Here is a 23,305-nt window from a genome sequence, read left to right as displayed (position 1 = left end):
ATTTTCTGTTTATAGTTGGTTTTTATTTGAAGCTGTTAGGTGATGGTGGTTTTTCTTTTATTTTTTCATAGGCTGTTTTTTAATTTTCTTCTCAATGGCCTGTGCCACAAGCCAGGGTTTTATTTTTTATTTTTCCATTGCTCTGCCAACAACTTGATAAAGTAGCCGCCCACCACGCTCCTCGCCTGGAAGCCTACCATTTTTCCGTTGGTGGTTTCATGCCAATCGCTCAAGGGTACCCTACTGCTGGTTTCTGTCGCAAAGCGGAACACAGGATTGACGAATTTTTGAAAATCAGCCTCTTGATCTGTTAAGGTGGCGGTCCACATAATCCAATCTGATTTGGTATAGGTTTTACGGCTATCCAGTGGCAAGCCAAACTCTTGCTGCTTGGTGAGGTAATAGCTGATTTCCTTTTGATATACTTCTTTAGGGAATAAATTAAGCTCCAGCAACTTGTCCCAAACCATGTTGTATTTTTGGCTCCAGGTGCCTTTATCGTTAAAAGTCAGTGCATAGTGATCGCCATCAGCTGCCAATTCCATCCATTTTTTGGCCATGGCCAAGGCTTCGCCCCTTACTTTTTTGGCTTCTTCGGTTTTACCTAAAGCCTGCGCCAGTTGGGCATAGCCTCCCAAAGCCACGATTGCTTTTACAGATAAGTTCGCGTTTCTGGCCAAATGCCCTGCAAAATCATCGGTGCATAACTGGTTGGCAGGATCAAAACCTTCTTTAAGCAAGTAGTTTGCCCACACCGAAAGTACTTCCCAATGTTTTTTGGCATAATTGGCATTGCCCTCGGCCTTCGCAATAGCGGTGGTAAGGATGATCATATTGCCGGCCTCTTCTACAGGCATGTCTTCGCCGTAGGTTTGTCCATTGGCTAAGGGATAAGTCCCCAAATCGTGGGCAGCGAATGGTTTTTTCCACTTGCCACTTTCCGAGTAATAGAAAATTCCGTTCAACATGCCCTTGAGCAATTCTGGATTATAAATCAAATATTGGGGTGCTGAAGGATAGGTGATATCAACCGTATTGATTGAGCCATTACTAAAGTTTTCTTTAGAAAGGAATAAAATATCGCCGTTTGGCGCATATACGATTTTATGTGCTGCTATGCTTTGGCGATAGGCCAATTTGCATAGATTGGCGTAGGCCTTGCCACCGGCACGTAGGGCATCTGCGTAGAGTTTTTGGTCGAAAGCCGAGCATTTAAGCTTAATTGATGCATAGTCCTGACTAGCTTTGATCAAGTGGGTTTCAAAATTTTTGCCCGATTTTTTCCAGATTGGGTCAAGCTGTTCTTCGAAATATTCAACCGATTTGACATCGTCATAACCCAACATCAGGTATTTGGATACTGTAGCTTTGCCTACTTTTCCGAATGGAATGATACTGGCTAAATTCAGTTGTTTGCTGTCGGCAATTTCTTTGGTAACCGGATATTTTTGACTGATAAACTGAGGCAGGCTTTCGTTTTGCGGTGCCAAGTACTGTAGCGCCTTAAATTGTGATGGAACAGCAACATATACATAGCCCCAATCAATTCTTACATCATCGCCTCTCTTTTTTAAGATGGGCTGTTCAACAGTTCCCGCTTTTTGGATGGATAAACCTCCGGCATTGCTTTGCCAGGCGCTTACCGGCTGATTAGGCTGGTTAACGGCTAAAGTAGAAGATGCGCTAAAATAAAGGTCGACCTGATGGGCTTGGGCATCGGCAGTTTTTACTGCATAGCTGATGTAGCTGATCGGTCTGGCTGTAAGCTCGATATCATTAAGCAACAAGGGCGAAGTGAAGGTAACTTCGAGGTTTACCTTGCCACAGGCGAAATTATAGATCGTACTAGTTGCGGTTAGCTTTACATTTTTCTGCACGGCTTCCAACACTTTCGAACCATCTGGAATTTCTTCTACGATACCTGCGTCCAAGTGTCGGCCACCGGCCGTGTTCTTGCAATGGATGGCCAAAGTATTTTCGCCCGTTTTTAAAACACCGGCTTCAATAGGAATATAAATGTACTCATGCACCCAGCCCTCTTTTTGGTAAATCGTTTTACCATTTAGGTACACAATAATGTTATCGTCGTGGTTTAACTTTAAGTATTTTTTGGCTGTTGATGGTTTGCCTACCGAGAAGGTTCTGCGGAAATAAATATTGTCGGTATTCCATTTGGTTTTGGCAGATTGGTCGTCGCCAAACGGCGCATCGGCTTTTTTCCAGCCCTGCTCGTCAGAACCTGCAGCTGTCCAGTTGTTGGCTGGCGTATCAAAAGTATAGCTTGCCTGGTAGGCCTGTTCGTCGGCTGTAGGCAATAGGCTTTTGTAGTTTTTGGTGGCCGCACCTAAAAAGCGATAGTACTGGCCATCAACTTTAAGCACCCCCAATAAAGACTGCTCTCTTCCGGTCCAATGCTTGGTTACTGATCCATTCAGCTTGTCGCCAAAAGACCATACGCTAAAATAGGTATCGTGGGTAATTAGGGGATAAGCCGGCGCTTTGTCCTGCGCATTTAAATTAAAGGCTAAAATTAGGCTACAAAGTGCCAGCAGACATTTTTTCATCATACAGTTTATTTTGGTTACTCTTAATAAAACGTTTTAGTAAATAATTAAACAGGTTTTTGTTGAGGTTGCCCTGAGGCTTTTAAACAAAAATCTATGTTGAGGGTAATTTAGAGCAGAAAGCGCTAAAACGTTTTACTAACTCAATTTTAAGTAAAAATTTTCACGGATGAAATACCAAAAGGTAACTTTTATGTTACAACAAAAGTTGCCACAATAAAAAAGCGCTCGGTTAAAAGCGCTTTTTTATGAATGTTTATCAATTAATTGTACCCTGGATTTTGTGTCAAATTGGAATTCAGGGTTCTTTGCACCTGAGGAATTGGAAATAGGTTCCTAAATGCTGCCGATGGTGCATGGTCCCACCAGCTGCCAGTAGTAAATTTCCCAAAACGGATCAGGTCATCTCTCCTAAAACCTTCAAAGATGAACTCTCTTCCTCTTTCTTCCAACAATTCATCCAATGTTAAAGTTGTTGTGGTATAGGCTCTGCTTGCCCAATCTGCATCAGTAAATGCACGTTTTTTACAATCGTTGATCAGCTGCACCGCTTCGGCATTGGCTAAACCTCCGTTTTTACGCATGATGGCTTCGGCTTTTGCAAAATAGATCCAGGTTAAACGGTAAATGTTCCAATCTGTGTTGTTATAGTTTGGATCTGGTGCAACAGGCACACCGTTTACCACTCCCGCTACTTGATTACCCAACTTATACTTGTTAAAACGTACGCCGCTGTTTTCCTCGCCTTCACTCATGGTTGAAACTGTTGACCCTATTTTGTTCTTCCTGATGTTGTCTACAAAAACGATCTGCTGGTCGCTGTACTCATTTCCTCCCCTGGCAATAGCGGGTTGTCCATTGTCAAACCTTACCATCGGACCTTCTAACAACCATCCCCTTTTTCTGAGGTCTGCATCGTCATATTTGGTGAATACACCAGGAATAACCACAACGCCATCGTTTCCGTTACGTGCGCCACCGTAGATCTGGTCTTGCTGAAAATGGTAGAATTCTCCTGTCCATGAAGGTTGGAACGAAGCCAGCCTGAACTCGTAGGCAATGGCAAAAATTGCTTCTTTTGACAACTCATTCGTTGATTTAAATTGGTCGAAGATATTTGGGTCAAGGGCCATAGCGCCATTTTGGCCACCCGCAGCGCCGCTGATCAGCTTGTTGGCCGCAGCAATACAATCGTCCCAACGGGCAGTCCCTGTCCAAACCTCGGCATTCAGGTATAATTCTACCAGCATGGCATAGCCGCCAGCCTGGCTCATCCTGCCTGTCATTGTTTTAGAATGTAACGGCGCCTTATCAATGTTGTCTTTTATTTCTTTTTCTATAAAGGCAAAAACCTCGTTTCTTGGCAAAGTTGCCGGTCTAGCCGGAATACCCACTTGTGTTACAACAGGAATATTGCCAAAAAGATCCATTAACTTAAGGTAGTGAAAGGCTCGGAGCAATTTAAGCTCGGCGATGTATGAATCTTTTTCTGCCTGCGTAATGCCCATTGCGGCAATATCTCTTTTCTCTAAGTTCTCAATAGGATCGTTGCACAAGCCCATGCCCCAATACATCAAAGACCAGGCATTGTTCAATGGTCCATCGTCACTTAACCAGGTGTGGTAATGCAGGCGCTTCCACTTGCCTCCATCTTCGCCATGGCGTCCTTTGGTTGGCCAGGCCAGCTGATCACCGGCAAGCTCCGAGGGGCGCCACCAGCCATCTTGGCCCGAAGGCGTAACCCAGGCATTGGCATGCGTATAAGGCCTTAAAACTGCCGAAAGCACTTCGTTTTTGTTGTTGTAAAAGTTATCAGAAATCAACTGATCGTAAATATTTTCGTCAAGCTTGGTACAACCGTTGATCAAAAGCAGTGGTGTAGCCAATAACGCTATGAATATTTTTTTATAATTTTTCATCTTTCTAAATATTAAAATCCAAAATTAACACCGAATAAAAACTGTCGAGTACTAGGATATGGGCTTCTCGAATCGATACCCGGACCTAAGCCTGTGTCGCTGATGAAATCAGGGTCGTTACCTGTATAACCTGTAATGGTGGCCAAGTTTTGTCCAGTGAGGTAAACTCTCAAATTCCTGATCTCCTTAAGCCTAGTTTTAAAGGTATAGCCAATGGTTACCTCGTCTATCTTGGCAAAGCTGCCTTTTTCTATATAATAGTCGGAGTACATATAGGTATCTTTAATTTCGGCATATTTGGTAAATGCGGTATTAAGCAAATTGCTTTGTGCACCGTTTTTATTGCCATAAGAAATAGCCATGGTGTTCAAGATGTCATAATCAAGCTTACTTCTGATAAATACCCTTAAATCAAAACCTGCATATTTAAAGCTATTGGTTAACGACAGGTAGTATTTTGGAATGGCATTACCGATTACCGCTAAATCTGTTTGGTCTCTAAATGTTGAGGTATTGATATTGGCATTAGAAACAATTTCTCCTTTTCTGTTATAGAACTGCCATTTGCCATCAGGTGTGAAGCCTGCAAAGCGCTTGCCCCAGAATTCGCCCAGGTTTCTTCCTTCGTAGGTACGGATGGCATCGCCCAAGGCACCAAATCCACCAATAGCACCAAAGGTTTTCAGGTCTCTTTTGTATTCATCATTAGAATACCTGTCTAATCGATTTCTGGTTGTGCTTCCGGTAAAGTCAACATTCCAGGAGAATTTTGAATTTTGAATGGCCGCATAGCTGAGGGTCACCTCAATACCTTTAGCAGAGATTGTTCCTACGTTTGTATTGATAGAAGATACGATAAACGGAGGTTGCGGAGAGGTATAAGTATCCAATAAATCTTTGGTAATCCTATTGTATAAATCGATGGAACCCGACAACCTGTTTTTTAATACCGTAAAGTCTATCCCCAAGTTGGTTTCTTTTTTGGTTTCCCATCTGATATTTGGGTTAGGGTTTCTGTTGGGACCATAAGTCTGCAAATACTCTCCCGTTGGAAATAAATAAATGCCTCCGCCACCAAGCGTTACCAGTGAAGAGCCATCAGCAAATCCGGTATTACCCGTTTCACCATAGCCTATTCTCAGTTTAAGGTTATTGACAAATTTCACGTTCTCCATGAATTTTTCCTGGGTCAGATTCCATCCCGCAGAAATTGCTGGGAAATTGGCCCATTTGTTATTAGCCCCAAATCTCGATGAACCCTCGCGACGGAAAATGGCCTGGGCAAAATACTTGTCATCGTAAGCATAATTCACCCTTCCGAATACCGCAATTAAGGTATTGTCGTTTTTATAGCTGCCCAATCCAACCCTGCCTACTACAATAGGCACGCTGCCCATGTTATTGTCTTCAAAAACATCATTCACATAGCCACGGTTGTTGGCATTGAAGCCTTCGTTTACTTCGTATCGATAGCTGTAGCCTCCAATAGCGGTTAATTTATGTTTGGTGCCGAACATACGTGTGTATTCCAAGGTAGGTTCGATGTTAAAGTTTTGGTTCAGGTTGGTACTCTTGCCAGCATAGCCTCCATTTGGCGAATCGCCATTTTCTACAGAGTTCTGACTGGCTTTATCTCTATACTCGCTGCCTTGGGTCCAGTTTCTCTGGTGCGCTCCAAAAATAGATCCCTTTAATCCTTTGATGATTTCAAGATCAATCTTGCCATCTACCGATGAGGTTTGTTGTTGCAAAGTGTTCCGCTCCTGCTCTAACCTGGCGATCTCGTTGGTAATGTTTCTGGTAAACAAATAAGAACCATCTGGTTTGTAATAGGATTCGGTTGGGTTTTTAGTCAGTACGTTCTCCCAGCCACCGCCACCTAGCAAGTTTGCATTATTAAAATTGGTAGCCACGTTAAACTGGGCAGTAAGTCTGTCTTTAAATCCCTTTTGGGTTAAACTTAGCCTAATTCCGTATTCTTTGCGCGAATTTTCCTTGGCAAAGCCCTGCAAATCTCTATAGTTTAAACTTGCCCTATAGCTTGAATGCTCGCTTCCTCCAGAAACAGCCAAGTTATGGTTGTTAGAAATGTTGTTTTTATTGATGAGGTCTTGGAAATAGTCAAAATCTCCACCATAGTCTGGAATGACATAGCTTCCATTGGCTATTTTTTCCCTCAGCTGGGCGGCATTCATAAAATCAGGCCGTTTTACCAAGGTTTCTGTTCTTACATAGGCATTGTAATCGAATTTGGCGGGGCCTTTTACCCCTTTTTTAGTGGTGATTAAAATTACGCCCGCATTAGCTCTTGTACCATAAATAGCTGCGCCAGAACCGTCTTTTAGCACACTAAACGATTCGATATCGTCTTGTTGCAAGAGGTCTAGGTTTCCGCCCGGGATACCATCGATAATGATGAGCGGGCTTTGGGAACCTACCAGCGAAGTTACACCCCTTAGCTGCACGCCAACGCCAGAGTTTGGATTAGTGCCGCTTGTTCTGGTAATTTGTAAGCCGGCTACTTTACCCACCAATAAATCGAGTGCATTTCTAGAACCGCTTTGCCTAAACTCGGAAGAGTCGATTTTTGTAACTGCGGAGGTGATCTCGTTTTTATTTAACGTACCATAACCCACTACTACGACCTCGTTGAGTTTGGTGCCTTGCGCGGGCACAAGCTTAATGCTGAGCGAAGTTTGTGTACCTACTTTGATGTCTTGCGTAGCATAGCTGATAAAAGTGAATCGGATTACATCATTTTCATTTGCTTCGATGCTGAATTTACCACTGGCATCAGTTACGCTACTTTTGCCACTTGTAATGTTCTTAACACCAACCCCGGCTACAGGCAGGTTGTTTTCATCCACGACGGTGCCGGTTAACACTTTTTGACTTTGAACCTGCTGCCACAACAGGTTTGTTTTCATGAATCCCTCGGATAGCTCCTTGTCATGATTCATCGAAAACGCAGTACCACTGAACAGAATGCCTGTACAGAGTCCTGCCATCTTGAGTAAATTAATTTTCATGTGCGATTTTAGTTTAGTTATAGAATTTAGTTTTGTTGCACTGCTTGACTAATCAACTATGTGGCAGATTTCATAATCAACTAGTGGTTTTAGGAGAACCCTATAGGAGCAGACCCATCCCTGCCAATCCGATATTGGTGACATGAATAATTGATCATACAGTAACTTGGTTATCCTTATCAGTAAAACGTTTTACTAAAAGGTGCAATGGATTAACTTTTTTAATGTTCCGCTACACCTTAACTAAGTTTTACGTTTCAACTAATTTAATAGTAAAACGTTTTACTATCTCAATATTAACCAATTTCTGCCCATGTAAAATAACTATGATGTAACTTTTATGTTACAATTTCAGTCGTTGGGTTTGGCGCTATCCTTGCGCTAATGAATAGGAATTTAAGGTGATATTAGCCTAATACCATCTCCGATTGAAAAAATGCCTAGTGGCGTAAAATCAATTTTCCCGGAATGATGATCTGCTGATCTGGCAATTTGTTTTTAGAAGCCAGCTGATTCAAGATGAGCCTGATGATGGTTTCAGCAATCTCTTCTAAAGGCTGCTGAATGGTAGAAATACTTGGCGTATGCAGTTCGAAGGCCTCATGATCGTCGTAACCGATTACCGCAAAATCTTCGTCTATTTTTTTATTCAGCTCTTTAAGCACCTTTAGTCCGCTAATGGCCAAATAGTTCGTAGCAAACAATACCGCATCGATCTGTTTGTTCTTGAAAAGCTGCTTGATCTGCTTAATGGTATTGGCTTCTGCCTGATTAAAAGGGATTTTGAGCAATAGTTCTTCATCAAATGGAATGGCATGATCGGCCAATGCCTTTTTATAGCCTTCCGCACGTTCGATGATCTGCTGCACATTGATGTCGGTAGTAACTAGGGCAATGTTTTTCTTGCCTTGTTTGATGAAACTCTCGATAGCCTGGTGCGATGCCACAAAATGGTTGGCACCTACATAATTGGTATTGAGTTCGGGCAGGTTCCTGTCGAACAAAATCACAGGCTTGTTTTCGTTGAGCAGGATCTGGATGTCTTCTTCTATTCCCTTGATGGGTGAAATGATATAGGCATCTACCTTTCTGGATTTGAACATGTTAATGAGCTCTTGGGCTTTTTCTACGCTGTTCTCAGTACTCGAATAAATAATTTTATAGCCTTTTTTATAGGCTTTGTCTTCTATCAGGCGGGCAATTCTTGAGAAAAAGGAGTTGGAAATATCCTCTACGATAAGCCCTATGATATTGGAATTTCCGGTTCTCAGGCTTCTTGCAATCTGATTGGGCTTGTAGCCGCTTTCGGTAATGATCTTCTGAACTTTCTTGATTACCGCATCGCTAATCGACTTCTCCTTGGCCTTTCCATTGATGATAAATGAAACTGTAGTGATGGATACTTTGGCTTTTAAGGCTATGTCTTTAATAGAGAGGGCTTTCATGTTGTGAGTTAGCTAATCGATCAAATATATCATAAATGTTCGAAGATAGCTTATTTTGAGTGAGTAATGTGGCTAATGATATGTTAAAATATGTTATTTTAGTTCTTGTACAATCAGTTTTGCTGTTCTTTCAGACGCTCCAGCCGTACCCATTTTAGTCGCTAGTTCTTCATAATCGGCCAGCATTTTTGTTCTGCCCGCCCCTTCTACTATCAGGTTCAGGTTTTGACTAATCAGTGTGGCATTACAGTCTTCCTGGATCAGCTCTTTCACTACTTCCCTATCCATAATCAGGTTGACTAAGGAGATAAACCTGATTTTAACCAACAAGCGGGCAATGGCAACAGATACCGAACCACCCCGGTAAAGCACCACTTGGGGCACTTTGAACAGTGCGGTTTCTAAAGTGGCCGTACCCGAAGCCACCAATGCCGCATGTGCGTGATGCAATAAATGATAGGTTTGCGCAAACACCAGGTTGGCTGGCTTATGGCCAATGTATTGCTGGTAATATTGTTCGGTAAAAGTTGGCGCTGCCCCGACTACAAACTGATAACCCGGGAATTGATCCACCACCTGGAGCATATCTGGCAACAAACGTTCTATTTCCTGTTTACGGCTACCCGGCAATAAAGCAATGATAGCTTGCTCGGTTAATCCATTTTCTGCCCTGAAGTTTGAATTGGGCTTAAATTGGGCAATTTCATCTAGCAAAGGGTTCCCTACATAATTGACTTCCATGCCCCATTCTCTGTAGAAATCTACTTCAAAGGGCAAAATGCAGAACAGCTGATCAACGATCCGTTTTATTTTTAATACACGTTTTTGGTTCCAAGCCCAAACTTTTGGCGAAATATAATAGCAAACCTTTATGCCCTGTTCCTTTGCAAACTCGGCAATTTTGAGGTTAAAGCCCGGAAAATCTATCAATATCAGTGCATCTGGCTGGTAGGCCAGTATATCTGCTTTGCAGGTTTTGAGGTTTTTGAAAATGGTACGCAGGTTAAAAAGCACTTCGGTAAAGCCCATAAAGGCCATATCGGCATAGTGTTTCACCAGTTCGCCACCTTCGGCCTGCATTTTATCGCCACCAAAATACCTGAATGTTGCATTCGGATCTTCCGATTTCAATGCTTTCATGAGGTTGGCCCCATGCAAATCTCCAGAAGCTTCGCCCGCTACGAGGTAATATTTCATCTTGATTGGTTCATTAGTGTCACTAGTTCATTAGCTGATTAGTCATTGGCTGATTGCTTTATTGTTCAATTGTTAATTGCTAGCTGTAAACTATTCACTTTCGGTTTCCCTTCCTAGAGTACTTTATAAAAAAAGAAGGCAAAGGCCCACAGGAATGTGATGCTTAAAATACCTCGCCCCACATTCTCTTTATTGATTTTAAAAAAATAGTTCATTAAAAAAGCATTGATGGCTACGCAGCCAATCAACAATAAATCAGCATGCTGCAGGGCTTTTACGTTTTGCATCAGGTACCAAACCAAAATACCTGGAACAACAGGAGCCAAGATGCCTATGGCGATACCCATCCAAACATTATTTCTGATTGCCCTGATTCTTTCCTGCATCATTAACCCAAGTTTGTGCCGTCAGGGCCTGCCGTCTTTTCTACTTTTGACTGTGAAGCCGGGCTGGCATTTAAATCCCAGCCATTTAAGATTGGAATGGCATGATGGGCAGTTAGATCGAACTGTACCGGAACCACCGAAGCAAAGCCATGTTCTAATGCCCACACATCGGTATCCTCACCTTTATCATAATTTTCGAAAACTCCGGTCAACCAGTAATAAGGCCTTTGGTAAGGATCTTTTCTTTCTTCAAAGTCTTCGGCCCATTTGGCATTGGCCTGCCTGCAGATTTTGATGCCCTTAATATCGGCTCCTTTTGGAAAATTGACGTTAAGCAAAGTGGCCTCTGGCAAGCCATGGTTAAGCACCTGCAAAGCGATGGTTTTAATAAAAGGCTTGCAATGACTGAAATCGGCATCTTGTGCAAAATCATCAAGGGAAAATCCGATAGATGGAATTTTCTCAATTGCACCTTCAACAGCAGCAGACATGGTTCCCGAATAAATTACGTTGATCGAGTTGTTTAATCCGTGGTTAATGCCCGAAACGCATAAATCTGGTTTTTTACCTTTAAACACTTTGTTCACGGCCAATTTTACACAATCGACCGGAGTGCCGGAACACTTGTACATTTCAACACCAGGATAAAGGTCTACCCGATCAAAGCGCAAAGGTTTGCCAATGGTAATGGCGTGACCCATGCCCGACTGTGGACCATCGGGTGCCACTACTACTACCTTGCCAATTTCCTGCATCACTTCGATGAGGTTTTTAATACCGAGAGCGGTAATTCCATCGTCGTTCACCACCAAAATAGTGGGCTTTTGGTTGTCTTTATTCATGCTGTAAAAATAGCAAGAGTTAACCATAAAGGCACTAAAAATGAGCAGAAATAATAATTGGGGTCTAATTAATTAACAGAGAAACCAGGAGCTGCTTAAAGAATTTTACTTGAGAAAAAGCCTTTTAATGTAATCAATCGAGCCGTTTTGCAATCCGCAATGGCCGAGCTTAACAATTTATTGAGGGTCTAAAATAGCATAACTATAATTTTGGCCAGTATTAAGGGTGTAATTTGCATATAGCTTACCTTCTATTAATACATAGGTTTCTTTATATCCACCAGAATTTACAGCATAACCGCCTACGTTAGCTATAGGCAAGAAAGTTTCTGTACGCAAAGCGGTACCTACTACAAAGCCGGCATCTACTTTATTTTCGTTAGGATGAAATGTATAAAAAAAGTTAGAATGCTGCACCGTGCCATCCTTATTGTAATATTTACCTATATAAGTTTTACCTGAAAGGGAACTGGCTTTACCTTTTTTTACCAAACGCCAAGTACCTTCTATTAGGATACCTGCGCTATAAAACTGCACCTCGTTATTATTGATAATAATGGTAAACTCAAGACCACCTCCACTTATTTTGATGCTATTGTCTATTACTTCATAAGGTATCGAATTATTGTTCCCGCCAAATGTCACATTCGCTTTTTTCCCTTCAGTAAAATTAACTGTAACGCACAGATGTTCTTGCTTTGCAAACCCTATCACTATATGGTCTTCTGGCTTGTTGATATCAAATTTTCCGGTTTCAGGATCATCATTTCCCTGCCTGTCTTTTTTACAAGAAACAAAGGTGGTTAGGAGGCCTGTAATCAACATTAAAATCAAAATTCTTGTTTTCATGGTAAATAGATTTTATAACAATGCCTAAAAATATAACCGAAGGAGCACTATATTTTTTAGAATGATCGAAACCCTGCATTTAGCGAGCAGACCTATGTTTCTAATGAGCAAATACCAAATCGCTTAAAACGCATTTCTTAAATATGCCAATCATATCCATCGATTTTGGCAGCAACTATTCTTCTCTAAGAGGCCATACAATTTCCATAGGCGACGTATCGTCCATCATGCAAGAGAATTTTCATCTTAATTTATTGGGAATTACTTTCCATCCGCTTATATTTGATAACTAACTTATTAGAAATCAAATATTCTTAAGGGGCAGGTATCACTTGCCTTTGAACTTTGATCAAATTTAAATCACATAAAACTGATGAAAACCAAACTTTTACTCTTTGTCTGCTTGTTACTGGCGGGCAAACAACTATTGGCCCAGTCTACCTATCAATGGAAAACAGCCACATCTGGGGGTTACACCTATAAATATGTAACCAACGATCCTTCTAAAACCCGTTTTTACACTTTAAAAAATGGATTAACGGTTATTCTTTCGCCTAACAACAAAGAGCCTAATATCCAATGGAGAATGAGCGTAAGGGCCGGCAGCAACACCGATCCGAAAAACGCAACCGGTTTGGCCCACTACCTGGAGCACCTTTTGTTTAAGGGAACCGACAAATTCGGCACCAACGACTGGGCTAAAGAAAAGCCTTATTTAGATAAAATCGATGCGCTTTACGAGAAGTACAACAAAACTACCGATCCTGCACAGCGCAAAGAAATCTACAAAGAGATAGACAAAACCTCGGGCGAGGCTTCTAACTTTTCTATTGCCAACGAATACGACAAAATGATGGCCGGAATTGGTGGCAACTCTTCCAATGCGCATACCTGGTATGAAGAAACTGTTTATAATGAAGATTTCCCTTCTAATGCCATAGATAAATTTCTGGCCATCCAAGGCGAGCGTTTCCGCAAACCTATTTTCCGTATTTTCCATACCGAATTAGAAGCAGTTTATGAAGAGAAAAACCGTGGCTTAGACAATGATGGCAACAAATTGGACGAGGCCATGATGGAGAAGCTTTTCCCAACGCATAACTATGGCCAGCAGACTACCATTGGTACCATCGAGCACTTAAAAAACCCATCGTTGGTAGAAATCAAAAACTACTACAACAAGTACTATGTGCCTAATAACATGGCTGCCATTTTCGCTGGAGACTTCAATCCTGATGAAATGATCAAAAAAGTAGATCAAACTTATAGTTACATGGTGGCTAAACCGGTAGTACTTTACAATCCTGTTCCAGAAAAGCCACTGGCCAGCATTCAAAAAGTCGATGTATATGGTCCTAGCGCAGAAACAGTAGAAATCTATTATCGCGGTTACCCTGAGAACTCGCAACAAAGTCTTTTGCTTGAACTTATCCGTAGCATTTTAATGAACGGCAAAGCAGGTTTGATCGACATCAACTTGAACAAACAACAAAAAACCTTAAGGGCCAGCGCCAGTTATCAGCAAATGAAAGACTATGGCGTATTCAATCTTTCGGCACAGCCTAAACAAGGCCAAAGCTTAGAACAAGCGGCTAAATTATTGTTAGAGCAGATCGATTTGCTTAAACAAGGCGCTTTTGACGATGAGTTGTTAAAGGCAATCGTAGCCAACCGAAAATTAAGCTTCTTACAGGCTTTTGACAGCAACGACAACAGGGCAGAAAACCTTTCGACCGAGTTTATTTTAAACAGAGGTACCAAATGGGACAAAAGCCTAGGCGAAATCGAAGCAACTTCAAAGATTACCAAGGCCCAAGTGATGGCTTTTGCCAAAGAGTTTTTTAAAGACAACTATGTAATCGGCTATAAGCACAAAGGCGAAGACAAAAACGTAATCAAGGTAGAGAAACCGGCCATTACACCAATCAATGCCAATGCAGACCTTACGTCTCCGTTTGTAAAAAACATTTTGGAGTCTCCGGTAAAACCGATTGCACCTAAATTCTTGGATTACCAGAAAGACATCGCCTATGGCAAAGTAGGCGTGGCCGATTTAATGGCAACCAAAAATAGCGACAATTCTATTTTCAGAATGACCTATAGGTTGAATATCGGCTCTAATAATTACAAGTTGTTGCAATATGCAGCGAGTTATTTGCCTTACCTGGGCACCGATAAATACACTGCCGAAGATTTGAGCAAACAGTTTTACAACATTGCATGTACCTACAACCTGAGTGTTGGTGCAGAAAACACTACCATTAGCATTAGTGGCTTGCAAGAGAACTTTGATAAGGCGGTAAGTTTGGTTGAGCATGTTTTTGCCAATGCTAAAGTAAACGAAAAAGCTTTAGAAGAATTAAAAAGCAGCATTTTAAAAGGCCGTGAAAACGCCAAACTGAACAAAGGCCAAATTATGAATGCCTTAACTTCTTATGCACAGTATGGCGAAGTTAATCCGTTTAACAATGTATTGACCAACGAGGAAGTAAAAAATATCAAAGCTACAGACTTGGTTGATCTATTGCACAACCTGACCAATTATGAGCATGTAATTACGTACTACGGTCCTAAAGACTTGGCCAGCATTACACCAGAAATCAAAAAGCAGCATTTATTGCCAAAAGAATTTACGCCTGCAGCGCCTGCAAAAGTGTATACCTACACTACCCAAGATGCCAACAAGGTATATTTTGCCAATTATGACATGGTACAATCAGAAATTCGCTGGTTAAGGAATACAGGTGTTTACAACAAAAAAGACGCTGCCAATATCCAGGTATTTAACAGCTATTTTGGCGGAGGCATGGGCTCTATCGTTTTCCAAACCATTAGAGAATCGAAAGCATTGGCCTACTCTACTTTTGCTTCTTACGTTTCGCCAGACAAAGCAGACAAGCAGTACAGCATGGTGGCTTATGTAGGTAGCCAGGCCGATAAAATGACCGACGCCGTTAATGGAATGAATGAATTATTAAATGTTTTGCCAAAGAGCGACAAATCATTCGATGGTGCCAAAGCAAACGTAGTAAACAATTTAGAAACGACGCGCATTACAAAAGATGCCGTAATCTATAGCTATCTGGCCGATAAAAAGCTAGGCTACGACCACGATTCTAGAATTGATTTGTACAGCGAGTTGAAACCGATCAATTTTGATAGCATCAAGGCTTTCCATGGCGAAAAAATTGCCAACAAGCCTTACACCTATTTAATTGTAGCTTCCGACAAGAAAGTGAAATTAGAAGACATGCAAAAATTTGGCACGGTAACCACCTTAACTTTAGCGCAATTGTTCGGCTATTAATCCAGGGCTGACCAAACCTAACAAAGGCTGTTTCGAAATCGGAACAGCCTTTGTTTTTTTACGAATGCCAGTTTTCTATTTTAAGAGATTTAGCTTATTTTTAACCTCATGCGCTTCTTCATCCTCGCTATTTTATTTGCTCTTTTTGCGCTTCCCACAAAGGCCCAAGATCCTATGGCCGATCGTTTGAAAGCATATGGCGAGGCCAAACAAAACGCCAACCTCTTTGTGCATTTTGACAAAAACGTTTACACCAATTATGAAACGGTATGGTTTACGGCTTACCTACTCAGAAAAAACAAATCTGCCATAAATCAGCATAGGCTTATTTCTGTAGCCTTGATTAGGGATGTAGATAGCGTTGTAGTTGTGGAAGACAGGTTTCCGATGCAAAACGGATTGGCTTTTGGCAGCTTGGTTTTGCCAGATTCGATTTTGACGGGCAATTACCGCTTATTGGTTTTTACAGACAGGGTAATCAACAATAAGCCGGAGGCGATCTTTGTACAACCCATCACCATTAAAACCAATCTCGATGTTCCCTTTAAAGCGAGCATGAAGCTAGCCGAACCTTTTACGCTTGCCAGCAACAGCCATAAGGTATTGCTTTCGGTGACATCAAAAGACAACAATTTTCTCCCCAAGCCTACCAGCATCAATTATAAATATGGAAACCTGACAAAAACTGCAAAAACAGATGCTTCTGGTCAGGTTTTGCTCAACTTGCCCAAACAGGAGAATGTTTCGGATCCCAATCTCTATGTTAAACTGAAATATGAAAAAGACAGCAGTTTTGTGAGCATGGCGTTGCCAATTGGCAAGAGCAGGGCGAGCGTAAAGTTTTATCCCGAAGGCGGAAACTTGGTGGCTGGCTTGCCCATCAACATTGCTTGGGAAGTGAAAGACCAATTCCAAATGCCTATTGCACTCACTGCCTTTTTGCTTAAGAACAATCAGGTAATCGATACCATAGAAACCAGCAGTTATGGCATAGGCAAGTTTAGGCTATTAATAGAAGCAGGTGCCGACTATACGGTTAAGCTTTTGCATTCAGGCCTGGCCGACAGTGTTTATCACTTGCCCGTTTCATTGGCCAATGGCATTAGCCTCAGTATCCCAGAAGCAGTTGCAAAAGATAGCTTACGCCTAAGTTTGCGTACAAATAGTACCCAAAAGCTCATCATTCGCATCCACAACTTTAAACAAAGTTTTTTATATACGCCTTTTGATATGGGCACCCATTATCGGACTCTTAAAATTCCGTTAGAAGAGGTTCCGAAAGGCCTCAATACCATCACCATTTCTGATAGCCTGGATAGGCCTTTGGCCGAAAGGATGTTTTTTGCGCATTATGACAATAGCACTAAACTGGCTATTACTACTGACGAAGAAAGCTATGGACAACGGCAAAAAGTAAGCCTCAAACTCAAACTCGACGACAAGGTTGGGAATGCGCTAGTTTCTATTGCCTGTGTACAAGACAGCAGGATCGACATCAAAAAAATGAACGATATCGAAAGCTATACTTTTTTAAGCAACGAACTACAAAAACTGCCCATAAATTTGGGTGGCAATGCCTATAGGGACAAGGCCTACCTAGAGCAGATCCTTTTGGTTAAGGGCTGGAGAAGATATACCTGGCAAGATTTTCAGGCATTTAAACCTGAGGAAGCCGATGCAAAACCAGACAGCCTTCAAATTATTGGCAAGGTAACCAAGTCAAAAAAAGAGTTGTTGGCTCCCATACTTTTGGGGGCGATGAGCGCTCAACAAATCAACTTGGTTAACACTACCGAAAGGGGAGCGTTCAATTTGGATGCCAACGAACTCATGGTAGAGGCCGGCAAAAAAATGTTCTTGTTTATCAATGAAAAGAACAAACTGCCTTACAAAATAGAAATCGACGACCCTTTTGCCAAGATAAACACAAGCCTGGGAAAGCAACTTTTTGAAGAAACCAATGCCTTGCCTTCTACCTTATTAAACAACGACGAATTGGTACTTAAGCGTAACGAAAAGGCCATTAGGCTAAAAGAAGTGACCATTACAGCCAAAAAGGACAATGGCTTTGCCTATGGTTCAGGCCTGCCTGGCAGCAATCCCTGTGGCGATTACGTATGCAGGTACAACATCTTAAATTGCCGCAATCATATTGGAGATTATGGCAATACCCAACCCATTCCGGGGAAATCATATACAATGGGTGGCACTTCTATAGTGTATAGGGAATGCAAGATCAGCGCAGCTAACGACAATGAGATTTTCATGCCTGCAAAAGGCATACACCTGCAAAAGGAGTTTTACCTGAATGATTATAAAGATCCGCAAGAACCTGCATTTTTTTCGACCATTTATTGGAACTATGCTACAGTATTAAATAGCGCCACAGCCAAAGAACTCAGCTTTTATACCAGCGATATCACGGGCAAGTTCCGGATCGTTGTACAAGGCATAACAGATACAGGCGTAATTTATGCGGAGCGTTTTTTTGAAGTGAAGGCCAAACAAAAAAGCGACCCCTAAAAGAAGTCGCTCGTTGATGTAAAAATCAGAGAGAATTAATCCATTTTACCAATTCGTCCCTTGCTTTACCAGTTTTTTGCTGCAATCTGCCTAACAATTCGTCATCCTGGCCCTCTTCGTGTTTCAGGTCATCGTCAGTTAAATCTGCGTAAGCCTGCTTCACTTTTCCTTTGATCTCGTTCCACTTTCCTTTCAACTCCAGCTTGTCCATAGGTTTTGTATTTAGTTCAACAATCTATTTGTTGATTAAGTAACAGACAGATAGTTGTTATTGTTTTGGCAGATGGCTAATAGTTCATGGTTGATAGCCTAAAGCGTCAATTGCTGCTTCACTAGAATAGCAGTTGTTTGTTGGCGCCAGTCTTGTTGCTAACGATACCCAATTGGCTCCAAGTTCTGTTTTTTTACTTTATTGATTTAGTGCTTTCGTATTCCAATATTTATTGATTAATCAAAATAAATTAAAACATGAAAATTCTAAATTACCTCCCAAACCACAAGCTTAGCGATAAGCTAAATTTAGTCGACGACAGAATTGACATTGATTTTGTAACCGGCAGAGTTGAAATCATCAGCAATCACAGATTCGAATTAAAGAACCTCTCCAAAGAAGAGCTGTTGGCCATCAAAGACAAATTAGTTAGCGTAGAGAAGTTCGACTCGGAAAACGAAGTACAGGTTCAGTTAGACCCTGGAACGATCATCACCATCATTTCTATCATTGTAACCTTGTTAAGTATGCTACAAACAGTGATCGGCTATGTAAATGGCGGCAAATGCAAGAAAATACTGATAGAAGAAACGCATGAAGAAGTAACCGAATACAGCAACGGTACCACTAAAAGGAAAACCTGGAAAACAAAACGCGTTGAAATCGAATGCTAAATAAAAGGGCCCCTCACGGGGCCTTTTAATATTATAATGATTTAGCTGCACTAACGATCTCTTGAACTACTGCCGGATCGAGCAAAGTACTGATATCGCCCAAATTCGAGGTATCACCTTCGGCTACCTTGCGCAAAATACGACGCATAATTTTTCCAGATCTTGTTTTTGGCAATCCAGATACAAATAAAATCTTATCAGGTTTGGCAATGGCGCCAATAATACGCGTTACTGTTTGCAAGATGTCTTTTCTGGTTAAGTCCTCTTCCTTACTTAGACCAGGATAGATGACAAAAGCAAAAATGCCTTGTCCCTTTACCTCATGCGGATAACCCACCACAGCACTCTCAATTACGCCAGCATGCATATTGATGGCATTTTCAACTTCGGCTGTTCCAATTCTGTGTCCAGAAACGTTAATCACATCATCTACCCTTCCGGTAATGCGGTAATAGCCATCCTCGTCGCGCAAGCAGCCATCCCCTGTAAAATATAGATTTTCGTAGGTTGAAAAATAAGTTAACCTGCAACGTTCATGATCACCATAGGTAGTACGTAACATGCCTGGCCAAGGAAACTTGATACAGAGATTTCCATTTACGCCATTGCCTTCGATTTCCTTACCGTTCTCGTCGACCAATATCGGCTGGATGCCTGGCAGAGGCAAAGTAGCGAAGCTGGGTTTGGTAGGCGTTACAAAGGCAATCGGCGAAATCATGATTCCTCCAGTTTCGGTTTGCCACCAAGTATCTACTATCGGGCAGTTCTTTTTCCCTATTTCTTCGTCAAACCAGTGCCATGCTTCTTCATTGATCGGCTCTCCCACCGAGCCCAGCACACGCAGGCTGCTCAAATCTTTGCCTTGGATTGGTTCGGTTCCAAATCCCATTAAGGACCTGATGGCCGTAGGCGCCGTATATAAAATATTTACTTTGTGTTTTTCTACAATATCCCAAAATCTCGATGCATTGGGATAAGTTGGTATCCCTTCGAACATCAACGTTGTTGCACCTTGAGACAATGGCCCGTAAACGATGTAGGAATGGCCTGTAATCCATCCGATATCAGCAGTACAGAAATACACTTCTCCAGGCTGATAGTTGAACACGTTGGAGAAGGTATAGCCTGCGTAAACCATATAGCCCCCACAGGTATGCACTACGCCTTTGGGTTTGCCCGTAGAGCCGGAGGTATAAAGGATGAACAACATGTCTTCGGCATCCATTTCTTCGGCCGGACAGTTTGAGTCAACCAGTTTAATCTCATCTTCCCACCAGCAATCCCGACCTTTTAGCATAGAAACAGGCGTGCGGGTATGGGTGAGTACAATTACTTTTTCTATAGTAGGGCAACCGATTAAGGCATCGTCTATTACTTCTTTTAACTGGATCTGCTTATTGCCACGGAAAGCGCCATCGGCCGTTACTACTACCTTGCAGGCAGCATCGTTAATCCTATCGGCGATGGATTTGGCAGAAAAACCTCCAAAAACAACAGAATGTACTGCACCAATGCGGGCACAGGCCAAAACGGCTACGGCCAATTCGGGTACCATAGGCATGTAGATACATACCCGGTCTCCTTTTTTCACTCCGTGTTTTTTCAACACGTTGGCAAATCTGCAAACCTGCTCGTGCAGTACACGATAGCTTAAAGTAATGCTTGCTTTTTCAGGATCGTTGGGTTCCCAGATGATGGCTGGCTTATCGCCATTCTCTATCAGGTGCCTATCTAGGCAATTCTCGGTTATGTTAAGCTTGGCTCCTTCGAACCATTTGATATCTGGTGTCGTAAAATTCCACGATAGTACATTGTCCCATTTTTTCTTCCACAGGAAGTTTGAGGCAATATCAGCCCAGAATTCTTCAGGATGTTCTACACTTTTTTGATACGCTTCTTGATATTTTTCAAAGGAATTGATCTGCATAGTAATGATTTTAGGTATTTGGTAAGCCAAATATAATCGTTAATCCTAAAAATTCAGAAAAAGCAATGAGCTAAATCCAGCAAATCGTATATTTGATTGCACTATTAACAAAACCCTATCTTTTCATGAAACTTAATTTCACCCTGATCGCCCTTTTAATGGCATTTGGCTTAGCAGCTAGTGCAGGGACGATCAAAAAGAACATCGATGTTCAAAGCGATACCTTGAAAAAAGGCAAAAACTATATCCTTTTTAGCAAAAGCGAAGAAGTAGAAAACGTATTTTTTAGCAAGAATAAAAAAGCGAAGGAAACGGTACTCAGAATCCATTTTGGCTATGTAACACCGATCCCAACTTCAAATACCATCAGCAGCAATGTCATATCGGCCCATAAAAAGAAAGATGTTCAATTGCCGGTTTTCGATAAGATCGATATTATCAGTGGCAACTATAAGGATATCAAGGTGGAACGAGAATCGGATTTAAAAAACCTATTTACCTTTACAGATCTTCAATTTCCGTTAAGATTAAAGCTGACCAGCGGAAAAGAAACCCTTGATTTGGAGCTAACTGAGGCCGGCGAATGGGATATTCGCATTGATTTGAAAAATAATTAAAATCATCCTTGATGTTTACGAAAATATTTCAGATATTTGCACACTCTTAAAAAAATTAAGAAGCAACGAATTATCAAATAACAATAAAGTCATGTCAAGAGTTTGTGATTTAACCGGAAAAATGGCGATGTCGGGACATAATGTTTCTCACTCGAACGTTAAAACGAAACGCAAGTTTTACCCGAACCTACAACTTCAGAAGTTTTATATTCCTGAAGAAGATCGTTGGATAACACTAAAAGTGTCTACTTCAGCTATTAAAACCATCAATAAAATTGGTATTTCTGAGGCGATCAATCGTTTCATGAAAAAAGGATTTTTGTAAAAACAATGCTGATTTCCATCAGCTTTAATAAAAAATAAAATGGCAAAAAAAGGTAATAGAGTACAGGTTATTTTAGAATGCACCGAGCACAAAACGAGTGGCATGCCTGGTATGTCTAGATATATTTCTACGAAAAACCGTAAAAACACTACTGAGCGTTTGGAATTGAAAAAATTCAACCCAGTATTGAAAAAAGTAACCGTACACAAAGAAATTAAATAAGACTGAAGGCGAAAGGTTTAAGGCTTAAAAACCTCAATCAATCTATCGTTCAATCATTAAAATTTTAAAGACATGGCAAAGAAAGTAGTTGCAACCCTTAAAACGGGTACCGGAAAAGAATATTCAAAAGTTATCACGATGACAAGATCACCAAAAACTGGTGCTTACTCATTCAAAGAAATCATTGTTCATAACGATCACGTAAAAGATGCGCTTGCTAACAACAGCAAGTAGTCTTATCCACGAATAGCATTAAAGGCCGTTCCGTATTAAACGGAAGGGCTTTTTTATTTTAACAATATTTTATGGGTTTATTTGATTTTTTCAAGAAAAAAGAAACTGCGCCAGAAGCTCAAGAGGCTTTAGACAAAGGCCTGGAAAAAACCAAAGAAGGTTTTTTGAGCAAAATCACCAAAGCGGTTGCCGGCAAATCGACCGTTGATGATGATGTACTCGATAACCTGGAAGAGGTTTTGGTTACTTCTGATGTAGGTGTGGCCACTACTTTAAAAATCATCGACCGTATTCAGGCCCGCGTGGCTAAAGACAAATACCTGTCTACCACAGAGCTTAACCATTTGTTACGCGATGAAATCCAGTTGCTATTGGCCGAGAACAACAGCAATGATTTCCGCAATTTCGAATATGGCAACCACAAGCCTTATGTAATTATGGTGGTGGGCGTAAATGGTGTAGGCAAAACGACCACCATTGGCAAGTTGGCCCATAAGCTCAAAAACGAAAACCTAAAAGTAGTATTGGGCGCGGCAGATACTTTCCGTGCAGCAGCTGTTGACCAGATTAAGCTTTGGGGCGAACGTGTAGGTGTGCGTGTAGTTGCACAGGCTATGGGTTCTGATCCGGCTTCTGTTGCCTTCGACACCCTGCAATCGGCCGTTGCCAACCAAGAAGACGTAGTGATTATTGATACCGCTGGCCGTTTGCACAACAAAGTTGGGTTGATGAACGAACTAGGCAAAATAAAGAACGTGATGCAAAAGGTAGTACCCAATGCTCCACATGAAATTTTGCTGGTACTTGATGGCTCTACCGGACAAAATGCATTTGAGCAGTGCAAACAATTTACCGAAGCTACCGATGTAAATGCCTTGGCCATTACCAAATTAGATGGTACGGCAAAGGGCGGCGTGGTGATCGGTATTTCAGATCAGTTTAAAATTCCAGTAAAATATATTGGCGTTGGCGAAAAAATGGACGACCTGCAGTTGTTCGACAAAAAAGAATTCGTTAACTCCCTTTTCAAATAA

At 41.5% G+C, this 23,305-nt stretch carries 18 protein-coding genes; 8 read left to right on the top strand and 10 right to left on the bottom strand.

Annotated elements, in window-relative coordinates; all coding sequences use genetic code 11:
- Positions 1-119 precede the first annotated feature (119 nt).
- The 8 genes from AC570H_RS00525 to AC570H_RS00490 all read right to left on the bottom strand — a co-directional run bounded on the left by AC570H_RS00525 (position 120) and on the right by AC570H_RS00490 (position 12,231).
- Entirely contained in the window at positions 120-2,564 is a 2,445-nt protein-coding gene (locus AC570H_RS00525; RefSeq protein ID WP_497354883.1) for a glutaminase family protein, read from the bottom strand.
- 263 nt (positions 2,565-2,827) lie between these two features.
- The gene (locus tag AC570H_RS00520) at positions 2,828-4,483 is read right to left on the bottom strand and encodes a RagB/SusD family nutrient uptake outer membrane protein (RefSeq protein ID WP_497350605.1); all 1,656 of its coding nucleotides are present in this window, start codon (positions 4,481-4,483) and stop codon (positions 2,828-2,830) included.
- Between the two features lie 11 nt (positions 4,484-4,494).
- Positions 4,495-7,512 (bottom strand): SusC/RagA family TonB-linked outer membrane protein, encoded by a 3,018-nt coding sequence (locus AC570H_RS00515; RefSeq protein WP_497350603.1) that lies wholly within the window; start codon positions 7,510-7,512, stop codon positions 4,495-4,497.
- 440 nt (positions 7,513-7,952) lie between these two features.
- Positions 7,953-8,957 carry a LacI family DNA-binding transcriptional regulator gene (locus tag AC570H_RS00510; protein WP_497350601.1) on the bottom strand — a complete coding sequence of 335 codons (1,005 nt, stop codon included), beginning with the start codon at positions 8,955-8,957 and terminating at the stop codon, positions 7,953-7,955.
- A gap of 93 nt (positions 8,958-9,050) precedes the next feature.
- Positions 9,051-10,154 carry a lipid-A-disaccharide synthase gene (gene lpxB / locus AC570H_RS00505; RefSeq protein WP_497350599.1) on the bottom strand — a complete coding sequence of 368 codons (1,104 nt, stop codon included), beginning with the start codon at positions 10,152-10,154 and terminating at the stop codon, positions 9,051-9,053.
- Positions 10,155-10,267: 113 nt separating this feature from the next.
- The gene (locus AC570H_RS00500; protein WP_497350597.1) at positions 10,268-10,543 is read right to left on the bottom strand and encodes a stationary phase survival protein SurE; all 276 of its coding nucleotides are present in this window, start codon (positions 10,541-10,543) and stop codon (positions 10,268-10,270) included.
- Complete coding sequence (gene surE / locus AC570H_RS00495; protein ID WP_497350595.1) at positions 10,543-11,382, bottom strand: 5'/3'-nucleotidase SurE; 840 nt, start codon at positions 11,380-11,382, stop codon at positions 10,543-10,545. The genes AC570H_RS00500 and surE overlap by 1 nt, the downstream gene beginning before the upstream one ends.
- A 177-nt stretch (positions 11,383-11,559) precedes the next feature.
- Positions 11,560-12,231 (bottom strand): hypothetical protein, encoded by a 672-nt coding sequence (locus AC570H_RS00490; RefSeq protein WP_497350593.1) that lies wholly within the window; start codon positions 12,229-12,231, stop codon positions 11,560-11,562.
- A 373-nt stretch (positions 12,232-12,604) separates the two neighbouring features.
- Here AC570H_RS00490 and AC570H_RS00485 point away from each other — a divergent pair, with 373 nt between their 5' ends.
- Complete coding sequence (locus AC570H_RS00485; RefSeq protein ID WP_497350591.1) at positions 12,605-15,538, top strand: M16 family metallopeptidase; 2,934 nt, start codon at positions 12,605-12,607, stop codon at positions 15,536-15,538.
- A gap of 108 nt (positions 15,539-15,646) precedes the next feature.
- Complete coding sequence (locus tag AC570H_RS00480) at positions 15,647-18,061, top strand: hypothetical protein (RefSeq protein ID WP_497350589.1); 2,415 nt, start codon at positions 15,647-15,649, stop codon at positions 18,059-18,061.
- A 25-nt stretch (positions 18,062-18,086) separates the two neighbouring features.
- Here the strand turns inward: AC570H_RS00480 and AC570H_RS00475 are convergent, their stop codons facing one another.
- A complete protein-coding gene (locus AC570H_RS00475) occupies positions 18,087-18,272 on the bottom strand; it encodes a CsbD family protein (protein ID WP_199140272.1) in 186 nt (61 codons plus the stop codon).
- Between the two features lie 257 nt (positions 18,273-18,529).
- Here AC570H_RS00475 and AC570H_RS00470 point away from each other — a divergent pair, with 257 nt between their 5' ends.
- Complete coding sequence (locus AC570H_RS00470; RefSeq protein ID WP_497350587.1) at positions 18,530-18,946, top strand: hypothetical protein; 417 nt, start codon at positions 18,530-18,532, stop codon at positions 18,944-18,946.
- Positions 18,947-18,977: 31 nt separating this feature from the next.
- Here the strand turns inward: AC570H_RS00470 and acs are convergent, their stop codons facing one another.
- Positions 18,978-20,873, bottom strand: a complete 1,896-nt coding sequence (gene acs / locus AC570H_RS00465; protein ID WP_497350585.1) for an acetate--CoA ligase — start codon at positions 20,871-20,873, stop codon at positions 18,978-18,980.
- Positions 20,874-20,998: 125 nt separating this feature from the next.
- Between acs and AC570H_RS00460 the strand changes: the two genes are divergently transcribed.
- From AC570H_RS00460 to ftsY, 5 genes are all read left to right on the top strand, one after another.
- Positions 20,999-21,490 carry a hypothetical protein gene (locus AC570H_RS00460; protein WP_497350583.1) on the top strand — a complete coding sequence of 164 codons (492 nt, stop codon included), beginning with the start codon at positions 20,999-21,001 and terminating at the stop codon, positions 21,488-21,490.
- Positions 21,491-21,581: 91 nt separating this feature from the next.
- A complete protein-coding gene (gene rpmB, locus AC570H_RS00455; RefSeq protein ID WP_497350581.1) occupies positions 21,582-21,815 on the top strand; it encodes a 50S ribosomal protein L28 in 234 nt (77 codons plus the stop codon).
- Positions 21,816-21,854: 39 nt separating this feature from the next.
- The gene (rpmG, locus tag AC570H_RS00450; RefSeq protein ID WP_008242799.1) at positions 21,855-22,037 is read left to right on the top strand and encodes a 50S ribosomal protein L33; all 183 of its coding nucleotides are present in this window, start codon (positions 21,855-21,857) and stop codon (positions 22,035-22,037) included.
- A gap of 72 nt (positions 22,038-22,109) precedes the next feature.
- The gene (locus tag AC570H_RS00445; RefSeq protein ID WP_199140264.1) at positions 22,110-22,271 is read left to right on the top strand and encodes a DUF4295 domain-containing protein; all 162 of its coding nucleotides are present in this window, start codon (positions 22,110-22,112) and stop codon (positions 22,269-22,271) included.
- Positions 22,272-22,342: 71 nt separating this feature from the next.
- Positions 22,343-23,305 carry a signal recognition particle-docking protein FtsY gene (ftsY, locus tag AC570H_RS00440; RefSeq protein WP_497350578.1) on the top strand — a complete coding sequence of 321 codons (963 nt, stop codon included), beginning with the start codon at positions 22,343-22,345 and terminating at the stop codon, positions 23,303-23,305.

This window comes from Pedobacter sp. B4419 (assembly GCF_059693725.1).
The sequence above is the reverse complement of the archived record's forward strand: the minus strand, read 5'-3'. Positions and strand labels throughout refer to the sequence as shown.

What these genes read in the sequence shown, in the direction of transcription:
- rpmG (WP_008242799.1), top strand. Translation starts at nt 21,855, where the DNA reads ATGGCAAAAAAAGGTAATAGAGTACAGGTTATTTTAGAATGCACCGAG.
- ftsY (WP_497350578.1), top strand. Translation starts at nt 22,343, where the DNA reads ATGGGTTTATTTGATTTTTTCAAGAAAAAAGAAACTGCGCCAGAAGCT.
- lpxB (WP_497350599.1), bottom strand. Translation starts at nt 10,154, where the DNA reads ATGAAATATTACCTCGTAGCGGGCGAAGCTTCTGGAGATTTGCATGGG.
- AC570H_RS00445 (WP_199140264.1), top strand. Translation starts at nt 22,110, where the DNA reads ATGGCAAAGAAAGTAGTTGCAACCCTTAAAACGGGTACCGGAAAAGAA.
- AC570H_RS00480 (WP_497350589.1), top strand. Translation starts at nt 15,647, where the DNA reads ATGCGCTTCTTCATCCTCGCTATTTTATTTGCTCTTTTTGCGCTTCCC.
- AC570H_RS00520 (WP_497350605.1), bottom strand. Translation starts at nt 4,483, where the DNA reads ATGAAAAATTATAAAAAAATATTCATAGCGTTATTGGCTACACCACTG.
- AC570H_RS00460 (WP_497350583.1), top strand. Translation starts at nt 20,999, where the DNA reads ATGAAACTTAATTTCACCCTGATCGCCCTTTTAATGGCATTTGGCTTA.
- AC570H_RS00525 (WP_497354883.1), bottom strand. Translation starts at nt 2,564, where the DNA reads ATGAAAAAATGTCTGCTGGCACTTTGTAGCCTAATTTTAGCCTTTAAT.
- surE (WP_497350595.1), bottom strand. Translation starts at nt 11,382, where the DNA reads ATGAATAAAGACAACCAAAAGCCCACTATTTTGGTGGTGAACGACGAT.
- AC570H_RS00470 (WP_497350587.1), top strand. Translation starts at nt 18,530, where the DNA reads ATGAAAATTCTAAATTACCTCCCAAACCACAAGCTTAGCGATAAGCTA.
- AC570H_RS00515 (WP_497350603.1), bottom strand. Translation starts at nt 7,512, where the DNA reads ATGAAAATTAATTTACTCAAGATGGCAGGACTCTGTACAGGCATTCTG.
- AC570H_RS00500 (WP_497350597.1), bottom strand. Translation starts at nt 10,543, where the DNA reads ATGATGCAGGAAAGAATCAGGGCAATCAGAAATAATGTTTGGATGGGT.
- acs (WP_497350585.1), bottom strand. Translation starts at nt 20,873, where the DNA reads ATGCAGATCAATTCCTTTGAAAAATATCAAGAAGCGTATCAAAAAAGT.
- AC570H_RS00510 (WP_497350601.1), bottom strand. Translation starts at nt 8,957, where the DNA reads ATGAAAGCCCTCTCTATTAAAGACATAGCCTTAAAAGCCAAAGTATCC.
- AC570H_RS00475 (WP_199140272.1), bottom strand. Translation starts at nt 18,272, where the DNA reads ATGGACAAGCTGGAGTTGAAAGGAAAGTGGAACGAGATCAAAGGAAAA.
- AC570H_RS00490 (WP_497350593.1), bottom strand. Translation starts at nt 12,231, where the DNA reads ATGAAAACAAGAATTTTGATTTTAATGTTGATTACAGGCCTCCTAACC.
- rpmB (WP_497350581.1), top strand. Translation starts at nt 21,582, where the DNA reads ATGTCAAGAGTTTGTGATTTAACCGGAAAAATGGCGATGTCGGGACAT.
- AC570H_RS00485 (WP_497350591.1), top strand. Translation starts at nt 12,605, where the DNA reads ATGAAAACCAAACTTTTACTCTTTGTCTGCTTGTTACTGGCGGGCAAA.